We start from the raw sequence: 11,947 nt of genomic DNA on the forward strand, positions 1-11,947 counted from the left end.
AAACCGTCCTCCATCTTATTCCATCAGGCATTCTTCGTGACAATGTGACCAGCATCATCGGTAACGGTGTTGTGCTGTCTCCTGCTGCGCTGATGAAAGAGATGAAAGAACTGGAAGACCGTGGTATCCCGGTTCGCGAGCGTCTGCTGCTCTCTGAAGCTTGCCCGCTGATCCTTGACTATCACGTAGCCCTTGATGTGGCGCGTGAGAAAGCTCGTGGCGCGAAAGCTATCGGCACCACCGGTCGTGGCATCGGCCCGGCTTACGAAGATAAAGTGGCCCGTCGTGGCCTGCGCGTTGGCGACCTGTTCGACAAAGCGACCTTCGCCGAAAAACTGAAAGAAGTGATGGAATATCACAACTTCCAGCTGGTGAACTACTACAAAGCTGACGCCGTTGACTACCAGAAAGTACTGGACGATGTGATGGCGGTTGCCGACATCCTGACTGCGATGGTCGTGGATGTTTCTGACCTGCTGGATCAGGCGCGTAAGCGTGGTGATTTTGTGATGTTCGAAGGTGCCCAGGGCACCCTGCTGGACATCGACCACGGTACCTATCCGTACGTAACCTCTTCCAACACCACTGCAGGTGGCGTGGCGACCGGTTCCGGCCTGGGCCCGCGTTATGTGGATTACGTTCTGGGTATCATCAAAGCCTACTCTACCCGTGTCGGTGCAGGTCCATTCCCAACCGAACTGTTCGACGAAACCGGCGAGTTCCTCTGCAAGCAGGGTAACGAGTTTGGTGCGACCACTGGCCGCCGTCGTCGTTGTGGCTGGCTGGACGTTGTTGCCGTTCGCCGCGCTGTGCAGATTAACTCCCTCTCAGGCTTCTGCCTGACCAAACTGGACGTCCTGGACGGCCTGAAAGAGGTGAAAATCTGTGTCGGTTATCGTATGCCGGATGGCCGCGAAGTGACCACCACTCCGCTGGCAGCCGACGACTGGGAAGGTATCGAAGCGATTTACGAAACCCTGCCGGGCTGGTCTGAAACCACCTTTGGTGTGAAAGAGCGTAGCGGTCTGCCACAGGCAGCACTGGACTACATTCAGCGCATCGAAGAACTGACCGGTGTGCCAATTGATATTATTTCAACTGGCCCGGACCGTACTGAAACCATGATCCTGCGCGACCCGTTCGACGCATAATCATGTCAGGGGCGCACTCACTGCGCCCCTTTGTTCCCGCTTTCCACCTTCCCCCGCTTAAATTAATTAACCGCTACCTGGCTGGCTGGTTTATCATCAAAGGTAATAACACCCCGTTTTTCCCTGCTTTGAGGTTGATGTGCAGTTAACGAGTTTCACCGATTACGGATTGCGTGCGCTAATCTATATGGCATCGCTGCCTGACGGTCGCATGACGAGTATCTCCGAAGTCACGGAGGTCTACGGCGTATCCCGTAATCATATGGTTAAAATAATCAATCAGTTAAGCCGTGCTGGCTACGTCGATGCCGTGCGTGGAAAAAACGGCGGTATTCGCCTTGGCAAACCGGCAAAAAGCATTCGCGTCGGTGATGTGGTTCGGGAACTTGAACCGTTATCACTGGTGAATTGCAGCAGCGAGTTTTGCCACATTACGCCTGCCTGTCGGCTTAAACAGGCGCTTTCTCAGGCCGTGAACAGTTTTCTCAAGGAGCTGGATAACTACACGCTGGCCGATTTGGTTGAAGAGAATCAACCGCTTTATAAATTATTGCTGGTGGAGTGACCTGTCACTTCACTGGAGCTGACTACGGAGGAACCGCTATGTCACAAGATCCTTTCCAGGAACGCGAAGCAGAAAAATACGCGAACCCTATCCCGAGCCGGGAATTTATCCTCGATTTTATTTCAAAACGCGAAAAACCCGTCAGCCGTGATGAGCTGGCCGTTGAGCTGAACATTACCGGTGAAGAGCAGCAGGAAGCGCTGCGCCGCCGCCTGCGCGCGATGGAGCGCGACGGACAGCTCGTGTTCACTCGTCGTCAGTGCTATGCGCTGCCGGAACGCCTTGATCTGCTGAAAGGCAAAGTCATTGGTCATCGCGATGGATTTGGCTTCCTGCGCGTGGAAGGCCGCAAAGACGATCTTTATCTCTCAAGCGAGCAGATGAAGATGTGCATGCACGGCGATTTAGTGCTGGCACAGCCGCTGGGGGCCGATCGTAAAGGCCGCCGTGAAGCGCGCATTGTTCGTGTGCTTGAGCCAAGAACCGGGCAGATTGTTGGCCGCTACTTTACCGATGCTGGTATCGGTTTTGTGGTGCCGGACGACAGCCGACTGAGCTTTGATATTCTCATTCCACCAGAAGAACTGATGGGTGCACGAATGGGCTTTGTGGTGGTGGTGGAGCTGACTCAGCGTCCAACTCGTCGCACCAAAGCCGTCGGTAAAATCGTTGAAGTGTTGGGCGATAACATGGGCACTGGCATGGCGGTCGATATGGCGCTGCGCACCCATGAAATCCCTTACGTCTGGCCGCCAGAAGTTGAAAAACAAATTGCCAGCCTGAAAGAACAGGTACCGGAAGAGGCCAAAATCGGCCGCGTGGATTTGCGCGACCTGCCTCTGGTCACTATCGATGGTGAAGATGCGCGAGACTTTGATGATGCCGTGTACTGCGAGAAAAAACGCGGTGGCGGCTGGCGTCTGTGGGTGGCTATCGCTGATGTCAGTTATTACGTCCGTCCGCCAACGCCGCTGGATACCGAAGCCCGCAACCGCGGAACGTCGGTTTACTTCCCGTCTCAGGTTGTGCCGATGCTGCCGGAAGTGCTCTCCAACGGCCTTTGCTCGCTGAACCCACAGGTCGATCGTCTGTGTATGGTCTGTGAAATGACCATTTCGGCAAAGGGCCGTCTGACGAGCTACACCTTCTACGAAGCCGTCATGAGCTCCCACGCGCGTCTGACCTACAACAAGGTCTGGCATATGCTGCAGGGCGATCAGGATCTGCGCGAGCAGTACGCGCCGTTAGTGAAGCATATCGAAGAGCTGCATAACCTCTACAAAGTGCTGGATGTATCCCGTGCTGAACGAGGCGGGATTTCGTTTGAGAGCGAAGAGGCGAAGTTTATCTTCAACGCCGAACGTCGCATTGAACGTATCGAGCAGACGCAGCGTAACGACGCGCACAAACTTATCGAAGAGTGCATGATCCTCGCCAACATCTCGGCAGCGCGTTTTGTCGAGAAAGAGTCTGAGCCTGCGCTGTTTCGTATTCACGACAAGCCAACCGAAGAAGCGATTACCTCCTTCCGTACCGTGCTGGCGGAGCTGGGTCTGGAGCTTCCAGGTGGCAGCAAGCCGGAACCGCGAGATTATGCCGAGCTGCTGACGTCCATTGCCGATCGCCCGGATCATGAGATGCTGCAAACGATGCTGCTGCGCTCAATGAAACAGGCCGTCTACGATCCAGAAAACCGTGGTCACTTTGGCCTGGCGCTGCAGTCTTACGCGCACTTTACCTCGCCAATTCGTCGCTATCCGGATCTGACGCTGCACCGCGCGATCAAGTATCTGCTGGCGAAAGAAGAAGGCAATAAAGGCAACTCCACCGAGACAGGTGGCTGGCACTACAGCATGGAAGAGATGCTGCAACTCGGTCAGCACTGTTCGATGACCGAACGCCGTGCCGATGAAGCGACGCGTGAAGTGTCTGACTGGTTGAAGTGCGACTTCATGCAGGATCAGGTGGGCAACGTCTTCCCGGGCGTTATCGCCAGCGTCACCGGCTTCGGTTTCTTCGTGCGTCTTAATGACCTGTTTATTGATGGCCTGGTGCACGTTTCCTCGCTTGATAACGACTACTACCGTTTCGACCAGATTGGCCAGCGCCTGATTGGTGAATCTGGCGGTCAGACTTACCGTCTGGGCGATCGAGTGGAAGTGCGCGTGGAAGCCGTCAACATGGACGAACGTAAAATCGACTTCTCCCTGATTTCGAGTGAGCGTGGCCCACGTAACGTCGGTAAAACGGCGCGTGAGAACGCGAAAAAAGCCGGTAATGGCAAGCCGAGCGGCAAACGCCGTCAGGCAGGCAAAAAGGTAAACTTCGAGCCGGACAGCGCGTTCCGTGGCGAGAAAGGGCAACCTAAAAAGCAGAAGCCGAAAGCGGCGAAGAAAGAAGCGGCCAGTAAAAAAGCCAAAAAGCCGTCGGAAAAAACGCTTAAAATCGCCGCCGCCACCAAAGCTAAGCGCGCAGCGAAGAAAACGACAGAGTAATTTTGACCCTCACCCTAACCCTCTCCCTGAAAGGGAGAGGGGACAGTCTGGTGCATACCCTTGATTTTCTCCCTCGCCCCTTTGGGGAGAGGGGAATCAGCGATTAACTATTTACGAGTATATTCATGAGTGAAATGATTTACGGCATCCACGCGGTGCAGGCCCTGCTGGAACGTGCCCCGGAGCGCTTTCAGGAAGTCTTTATTCTGAAAGGCCGCGAAGACAAGCGCTTGCTGCCGCTGATCCACGCGCTGGAAGCGCAAGGCGTGGTGATTCAGGTGGCGAACCGCCAGTTCCTGGACGAAAAAAGCGACGGAGCCGTGCATCAGGGGATCATCGCCCGTGTAAAAGAAGGCCGTCAGTATCAGGAAAACGATCTGCCGGACCTGCTGGCTCAGTTTGATAATCCGTTCTTGCTGATCCTCGACGGCGTGACCGATCCACACAACCTCGGTGCATGTCTGCGTAGCGCTGATGCGGCTGGTGTGCATGCGGTGATCGTCCCGCGCGATCGCTCTGCACAACTGAATGCCACGGCGAAGAAAGTTGCCTGCGGTGCTGCGGAAAGCGTGCCGCTGATCCGGGTCACCAATCTGGCACGTACCATGCGTCTGTTGCAGGAAGAAAACATCTGGATCGTCGGCACGGCTGGCGAAGCGGATCATACTCTGTATCAGAGCAAAATGACGGGCCGTATGGCGCTGGTGATGGGCGCAGAAGGGGAAGGCATGCGCCGCCTGACCCGTGAACACTGTGATGAGCTGATCAGCATCCCGATGGCGGGCAGCGTTTCTTCGCTGAACGTGTCTGTCGCGACAGGCATCTGCCTGTTTGAAGCGGTACGTCAGCGTAGCTGATGGTTTGCCGGGTGACGGCTTTCGCCTGACCCGGCCTACAACTGCGGTTTCCGTAAGTCGGGTCAGGCGTTGCCGCCACCCGACAACGTGTTTTACTCATCCAGCGACCGCAAATGGTCGTCCTTTCTCAGCGTCATCAACGCAACAATACTCACCACGGCGGTTGCCATCACGTAGTACGCAGGAATATCAAGATTGCCTGTCTCTTTGATTAAACCGGTGATGATGAGCCCAGCGCACCCTGAAAAAATGGCGTTCGACAGCGAATAGGCCAGTCCAAGCCCGGTATAACGCACCCTGGTGGGGAACATTTCGGACAGCATTGCCGGGCCAGGGCCTGCCAGCATGCCCACTAATCCGCCCGCGATTAACACCACAACGGCTTTGACCAGCAGCGTGCTCGATTCCGCCTGAAGAATTTTCAGCAATGGCAGCGCCAGAACCAGAAGCAACACAGCGGCCAGCACCATCACTTTTCGACGGCCTATTTTGTCACTGAGTATTCCCGAAGGAATGATGGTCATGGCGAAACCAATGTTCGAAATAACGGCGATCAGCAGCGCCTGGTAAAACCCGGTATGCAGGGCCGACTGCAGGTAGGAAGGCATGATAACCAGATAGGTATAACCGGCGGCAGACCAGACCATCAGGCGACCAATACCGGTGACAATGGCTTTGAATGTGCTGCTGACGCTCGCTTTCACCACCGTCGCCTCTTCTTGTTGCTGACGGACAAAGCTCGGTGTTTCCTCCATATGCATTCGCAGCCAAAGTGCCACGACGCCCATCGGCAAGGCGAGGAAGAAAGGAATGCGCCAACCCCAGTCATGCAGCTCTTCAGGGGTCAGCACAAAGGACAGCAGTGCGACGATACCGGCCCCCGCCAGCAGGCCAAGTGCGACGGTGAACGATTGCCAGGCACCGTACAACCCACGTTTTCCACGCGGTGCAAATTCCGTCATCAGCGACACGGCACCGCCATACTCCCCGCCAGCAAACAAGCCCTGAAGAATGCGCAGGCAGGTCAGGATCAGCGGGGCGGCAACGCCAAGCGTGGCGTAAACCGGTACAAGGCCAATCGCAGTAGTGGCGAGTGTCATCATCACCAATACTAAAATCAGCGTCGGCTTGCGGCCGATTCTGTCGCCGAGTCGACCGAAAACGATGGCACCCAGCGGGCGGAAGAAAAAGGCGACGGCGAAGGAAGCGTAGGTCAGTATCAATCCAGTGAGCGGTGCCTCACCGGCCAGTTGAAAGAAGTTTTTGGCGATAACCGTTGCCAAAAAACCGTACACCGCAAACTCGTACCATTCGATGAAATTCCCAATCGAGCCTGCGATAAGCGCGCGCTTATGCGCCTTTGCTGCCGGTGATCCTGATTGCATAGAGAGTCCCGCCGTAACCATCGTAGTAACAATTGAATAAATTATTCCACACATAAAACATAAGAAAATTTAAAATTCTTATGGCTGTGATGGGGTTCACGAAGGAAAACGCCCTGAGTGCGAAGGTTTTCAAAAAGCAATTTCGCCTCGCTGTCTTTCAATGGCCGATCGCAACGGGTAAACTCGCACAATGAGTTCATGTAACGATATGATTTTATTAAAAATAAAATTTAAATTTTTAAAAATGACCCTTCTGACGATCTTCCCTGTTCCCTTTGCTTCGAGCATTCCGGTAATGAAAGCCTGATGCAAAGTACTCCGGTGTCTGAATTCTGCCTGCGGCATCTGGCTCGCCTGACCTGGCCGGGCCTGCTGCTGCTTTTTCTTTGCCACTACAGCATTTGCTATCTGGTGCTGCGCTGGCTGCATGAGAGCCAGCTGACGACGCCGCTCAGCACGTTTATTTATTACTGCTCGGTCGTCGGATCGTCGCTGGGGTTTGGGGATCTCAGCCCGAACAGCGAAGCGGGCAGGCTGTTTACGGGGCTGTGGCAAATTCCGGTGGGGGTCGTGCTGTTTGGCACGCTGTTAGGGAAGGTGGTGAATGCGGTCAGAGGGGCTTTTACAAAAGGACGCAAAGGCATGGGGAATTTCAGCTACCTGAGAAATCATCTGCTGCTGGTGGGGTGGCGCAGCCAGCAAACCGAAAAGATGCTCTCTTTGTTGTTGTTTGATAAGAAGCGTACGTTCGGTCGGGTTCTGCTTTGCGCGCAGAATGAGTTGCTGCACCATCCTGCGCCTGACGTTCAGGGAGTCGATTTTATCCGGGTCAGCAATTTTAATGCGCCGGAAGAGCAGCAGCGAATCGGACTCGGGCACTGTAGCCGAATCATTATTTTCGCCCCGACGGACGAACAAACATTCACTATCGCATTGTCTCTTGCTGAGAACGTGCCAGAAAGCTGCCATATGGTGGTTTATCTTGAGGATGAGCGTTATGCCACACTGCTCAGCCAATACTGTCCTGAGATAGAGGTGGTCAGAAATCTTTCTGCTGAACAACTGACGCATTCCGCGATGGAGCCAGGCTCTTCCCATTCCATAACTTCAATGCTCAATCCGATGATTGGTGACACTGGCTGTGTGGTTGACGTGCCGAAAGGTATAACGCCCGTGAAATACGGTGCGATGATGCAATACCTGAAAATTCGTCACAATGCGACGCTGCTGGGGGTTAGCCGCTCCCGGAATGGCCGTAATCTTGAATTGAATCCGGATATTAACACCCTAATCGTAGGGGGGATGTGGCTGCATATGATCAGTAACGGGCCGCTTCAGCCCAGGGCTGTCGAGTGGGCTGACATCGCAGCAATACCGGAATTTACACTGCGCTAAGGTCACGTTTTCTGCCTTTCCTTTCGCGTGAATGAAGGTGACTGACCATACTTACGGCTAACGCCGATAAGGAGGGATGCACCTTGGAATGGCAGACTCATACCGTATTCAATCAGCCCCAGCCTCTGAACAACAGCAATCTGTTTCTGTCGGATTCGGCATTGCGGGAAGCCGTATCTCGCGAAGGCGCAGGATGGGACAGTGATTTACTGGCAAGTATTGGTCAGCAGCTGGGCACGGCGGAATCGCTGGAGCTGGGGCGGCTGGCTAACGTGAATCCACCCGAGCTACTGCGCTATGACGCTACTGGCGAACGGCTTGACGATGTGCGCTTTCATCCGGCCTGGCATTTGCTGATGCAAGGGCTGTGTGCCAATCGTGTACACAATCTGGCATGGGAAGACGACGCTCGTGAGGGCGCATTTGTGGCTCGTGCTGCGCGTTTTGTTCTGCACGCCCAGGTTGAAGCAGGCACGCTCTGCCCGATAACCATGACGTTTGCCGCCACGCCGTTACTCCAGCAACTCCTCCCCAGGCCCTTTGCCGACTGGCTGACGCCGCTGATGAGCGATCGCTATGATGCCCATTTACTGCCAGGCAGCCAAAAGCGGGGTCTGTTAATTGGCATGGGCATGACCGAGAAACAGGGTGGGTCAGATGTGCTCAGTAACACTACGCGAGCCGAGAAGATTGACGGCTCGATGTATCGCCTGATCGGGCATAAATGGTTTTTCTCTGTGCCACAAAGTGACGCACATCTGGTGCTGGCGCAGGCCAAAGGGGGGCTCTCCTGTTTCTTCCTGCCGCGCTTCCTGCCTGACGGGCAACGCAATGCGGTGCGCCTGGAGCGGTTAAAGGACAAACTTGGCAATCGCTCAAATGCCAGCAGCGAAGCCGAGTTCACCGATGCGACAGGCTGGCTGCTGGGCGAAGAAGGGGAGGGCATCCGCCTGATCCTGAAAATGGGCGGGCTGACTCGTTTTGACTGCGCTTTGGGCAGTCACGGGTTAATGCGCAGGGCGCTTTCCGTTGCGCTGTATCATGCCCATCAACGCCAGGTATTCGGCAAAACCCTGATCAATCAGCCTTTAATGCGTCAGGTTCTCGCCCGTATGGCTTTACAGCTCGAAGGCCAAACGGCCTTTCTGTTCCGGCTGGCGCGTGCGCTGGGCAATCGGGTCTCCCCTGAAGAGATGATCCTGGCCAGATTGTTTACTCCCGTCGCCAAATTCGCGGTCTGCAAAGCGGGCATCCCCTTCGTGGCTGAAGCCATGGAGGTGCTGGGGGGGCCCGGATACTGTGAGGATAACGAACTGCCGCGCCTTTACCGCGAAATGCCGGTGAACAGCATCTGGGAAGGCTCAGGCAATATTATGTGCCTCGATGTCCTGCGCGTGCTGACAAAACAGCCGGGCGCGCTGGAGGTGCTAAGCACAGAGTGTAACGAGGTTAAGGGGCAGGACAGGCATTTCGATCGAGCCTGGCGTCAGCTCCAGCAGCGATTACGTAAACCGGATGAGGCGCAGGGGCGTGAAATTGCTCAACAGCTCTCTCTGTTGGGAAGCGGTGCGCAAATGCTGAAGTCTGCCTCGCCAACCCTCGCTCAGGCGTGGTGTCGAATGATGCTGGATACGCGTGGGGGTGTGTTGCTCAGTGAACAAACTCAGGATGATTTGCTGCTGCGCGCGACAGGCGGTGTTGGATAATGTGCTTGGGCAGGCGGTGAGGGCCTGCCCTTTGCCTCAGGCATACAGAATCGCCTGCACCCGCCAGTTGTCGGGATGCTGCTCCTCATACATCTGAATAATGCGGTACCAGGAAGCCCCCTGCTCATCTGCTTTGAGAGCAATAACGTGCTCGACATCCTGCAGGCTGCCTTCAATGTTATTGACGGAAATCAGGCCGATTTCATTCAATCCGGTCACGCAATCGGCGCTGGCAAACTCCGCGGACTGAGCCGTGGTTCTTGAAAATCCAGGTAAGAAAGCAAAGGCATTTTTCATCGTCGTCAGCTCCATTTCACGTAACCCGTGGGTAATCCGGGCATTCCATCGCAGACGTGCATCCTTCCAAACAGCATGACGTCATTGTGCACAGAGAAACGTGAACGGCTGAAAAGCAATGTAAAGCTGGCTAAATAACGATCGCCTAGGGTTTGCGATACAAAATGGCCTGCGAATACCATTGCCCCGGCACGACGGTGTCATCAACCATGACGACGACGTAGTAGTCTGCTTTGGCGGCTATCACTTTTTCCTTGAGAGCGGCCTCGACATCCATCGGCGAACCATATACCAGCGCGCTGGCGGTGCCTATTTTTTGCAGGCCTTCCGTTTGATTCCGCTTAATTTCCTGCGGATGACTGGTCAGCGGCGGCGGTGCTTCAGGTGTACCCTGAAGAACCGTGCAACCACTCAGTAACACCGCCAGCAGCAGTGGCGCAAAACGTCGCATAGCCATATCCCGTTTCCTGTTAATCATTAGTGTAGTGATGAATTGATTTGCCTTTGGGGGAATGTTCCCGAACTGTTAGCTCTCGCGCTTTTTTCAAATGAAAAAAGCGCAAAAGCGTAATCCACCTCTCAACATTAGCAGGCCTGAGAGGCGCGATAAACTTGCACCTGCCACAGCCGCATGTCATACCAGCATAAAAGAAGGAGACGGCGAATGATTGAACTTGAAATGCGCAACCTGGCGGGCAGTGAAGTTTTGCACGCATATCCAAAGGTGGCGGCAACTTCCGCTTTACCCTGCATCGTGTTTTATCATGGTTTTACTTCGTCAAAAGTGGTCTACAGCTACTTTGCTGTCGCGTTGGCGCAGGCCGGGTTCAGGGTCATTATGCCCGATGCGCTCGATCATGGTTCACGGTTTGAAGGCGATGCGGCGCAAAGGTTACAGCGCTTTTGGCCTATCCTGCTTAATAGCATTGAGGCGTTTCCCGCACTACGGGAGGCGATCATTTCTGAAGGCTGGTTAGCGAATGAACGGTTAGCCGTGGCGGGTGCTTCGATGGGGGGGATGGTCGCATTGGGTATTGTAACGCACCATTCGGAAGTCAAATGCGTTGCGAGCCTGATGGGATCAGGCTATTTCTCCTCGCTTTCCCAAACGCTTTTCCCTTCACCGGATTTCCCGCAGGCGCTGCATCAGTGGGACGTTGGCCAGAACCTGGCAGCTCTGGCTACGCGCCCCTTGTTCTTGTGGCATGGCGAAGAGGATGACGTGGTGCCTGCGATAGAGTCGTTTCGTTTGCAGCAGGCATTACAGCAACAGGGAATGGACAACAATCTGACCAGCCAGTGGCAGGCAGGTGTTAAGCATCGCATCACCCCGGAGGCGCTTGACGCTGCGGTGAGTTTTTTTCAGGGGCATTTGTGACGCCAAAAAAAAAGCCCCCGGAGTCCGGGGGCAGGGTTCAACTAAGACAAAGTGCGTTTTTGTGTTGTCCTGGTGCTAGCGGTAAACGTCAGCGCTGGCATGAATCAAGCCATTGCTGCCGGGTTCATGGAGAAGAATTGGGTGATAGTATCTGGCGCCGCGCGCGTCACTCTCTTCACTCAAGGCTTGATCTGCTTCGCTTTCGGTGGCGATGTTATGGTTGATATAGATAACGCCTAAGCTCTGCACATCGTCCATATTTCTGGCCTGTCGGCCGTCTATCTTGATGGCTGCCATCGCGTTTGCACTGAGCAAAACCGCAGCCATTACGGCGATTGCGATGTTTTTCATGATAGTCACTCCATACAGCCTGCTGTGTTTAGGTGGGGCTCCTTCTGCGTCCAGATGGGGTCTGATTTAAGTGTAATCGTTACCCTTAGATCCTTAAGCGACCATTTCTGATGCAGTTGTTCAAAAAAATGGCGCATTCCGTGTTGATTAATTTTAAGCCACTGAGCCAGCGAAGCTTTGCGCTTAGTGCGAATTATTTGCGCAATCACCTTGAGTTTCCTGGGTAGCGCAAGTATGATTACGCGTCAATTTTTCAGCCGCCCTTTAACACGTTCCTTGCCTCCATGGGCCGCGGCTGACCCAGACAGGAGGCTGAATAATCCGTAAGGAGCAATTCGATGCGTCATTACGAAATCGTTTTTATGGT

General features: G+C 54.5%; 11 protein-coding genes. 7 read left to right on the forward strand and 4 right to left on the reverse strand.

All coding sequences use genetic code 11. From position 1 onward, the window contains the following. The 4 genes from purA to rlmB form a co-directional block, all read left to right on the forward strand. The coding region (gene purA, locus ACRCWW_RS12510) for an adenylosuccinate synthase (protein ID WP_438682702.1) at nt 1–1,151 on the forward strand (1,151 nt) is incomplete at its 5' end. A 139-nt stretch (nt 1,152–1,290) separates the two neighbouring features. Then, nucleotides 1,291–1,716, forward strand: coding sequence for a nitric oxide-sensing transcriptional repressor NsrR (gene nsrR / locus ACRCWW_RS12515; protein ID WP_404659369.1), 426 nt, complete (start codon nt 1,291–1,293; stop codon nt 1,714–1,716). A 38-nt stretch (nt 1,717–1,754) separates the two neighbouring features. Beyond that, nucleotides 1,755–4,211 (forward strand): ribonuclease R, encoded by a 2,457-nt coding sequence (rnr, locus tag ACRCWW_RS12520; protein WP_438682703.1) that lies wholly within the window; start codon nt 1,755–1,757, stop codon nt 4,209–4,211. Nucleotides 4,212–4,336: 125 nt separating this feature from the next. Beyond that, on the forward strand, nt 4,337–5,068 hold the full coding sequence (rlmB, locus tag ACRCWW_RS12525) for a 23S rRNA (guanosine(2251)-2'-O)-methyltransferase RlmB (protein WP_438682704.1): 732 nt from the start codon (nt 4,337–4,339) through the stop codon (nt 5,066–5,068). A gap of 92 nt (nt 5,069–5,160) precedes the next feature. Here the strand turns inward: rlmB and ACRCWW_RS12530 are convergent, their stop codons facing one another. Then, a complete protein-coding gene (locus ACRCWW_RS12530; RefSeq protein WP_438682705.1) occupies nt 5,161–6,453 on the reverse strand; it encodes an MFS transporter in 1,293 nt (430 codons plus the stop codon). A 306-nt stretch (nt 6,454–6,759) separates the two neighbouring features. Here ACRCWW_RS12530 and ACRCWW_RS12535 point away from each other — a divergent pair, with 306 nt between their 5' ends. Continuing rightward, on the forward strand, nt 6,760–7,848 hold the full coding sequence (locus ACRCWW_RS12535) for a potassium channel family protein (protein ID WP_438682706.1): 1,089 nt from the start codon (nt 6,760–6,762) through the stop codon (nt 7,846–7,848). Nucleotides 7,849–7,931: 83 nt separating this feature from the next. Further along, on the forward strand, nt 7,932–9,554 hold the full coding sequence (locus tag ACRCWW_RS12540; protein ID WP_438682707.1) for an isovaleryl-CoA dehydrogenase: 1,623 nt from the start codon (nt 7,932–7,934) through the stop codon (nt 9,552–9,554). A gap of 36 nt (nt 9,555–9,590) precedes the next feature. Here the strand turns inward: ACRCWW_RS12540 and ACRCWW_RS12545 are convergent, their stop codons facing one another. Both ACRCWW_RS12545 and bsmA read right to left on the reverse strand, forming a co-directional pair. Beyond that, nucleotides 9,591–9,866, reverse strand: coding sequence for a DUF1471 domain-containing protein (locus tag ACRCWW_RS12545; protein ID WP_438682708.1), 276 nt, complete (start codon nt 9,864–9,866; stop codon nt 9,591–9,593). A gap of 130 nt (nt 9,867–9,996) precedes the next feature. Then, nucleotides 9,997–10,308 carry a biofilm peroxide resistance protein BsmA gene (gene bsmA, locus ACRCWW_RS12550; protein WP_438682709.1) on the reverse strand — a complete coding sequence of 104 codons (312 nt, stop codon included), beginning with the start codon at nt 10,306–10,308 and terminating at the stop codon, nt 9,997–9,999. A 207-nt stretch (nt 10,309–10,515) separates the two neighbouring features. On the opposite strand from bsmA, the gene yjfP reads away from it, so the two are divergent. Continuing rightward, nucleotides 10,516–11,229, forward strand: coding sequence for an esterase (gene yjfP / locus ACRCWW_RS12555; protein WP_438682710.1), 714 nt, complete (start codon nt 10,516–10,518; stop codon nt 11,227–11,229). A gap of 75 nt (nt 11,230–11,304) precedes the next feature. Here the strand turns inward: yjfP and yjfY are convergent, their stop codons facing one another. Continuing rightward, complete coding sequence (yjfY, locus tag ACRCWW_RS12560) at nt 11,305–11,556, reverse strand: DUF1471 family protein YjfY (protein ID WP_438682711.1); 252 nt, start codon at nt 11,554–11,556, stop codon at nt 11,305–11,307. Nucleotides 11,557–11,947 lie beyond the last annotated feature (391 nt).

The sequence above is a fragment of the Scandinavium sp. genome (assembly GCF_051650185.1).
Classification (GTDB): Bacteria; Pseudomonadota; Gammaproteobacteria; order Enterobacterales; family Enterobacteriaceae; genus Scandinavium.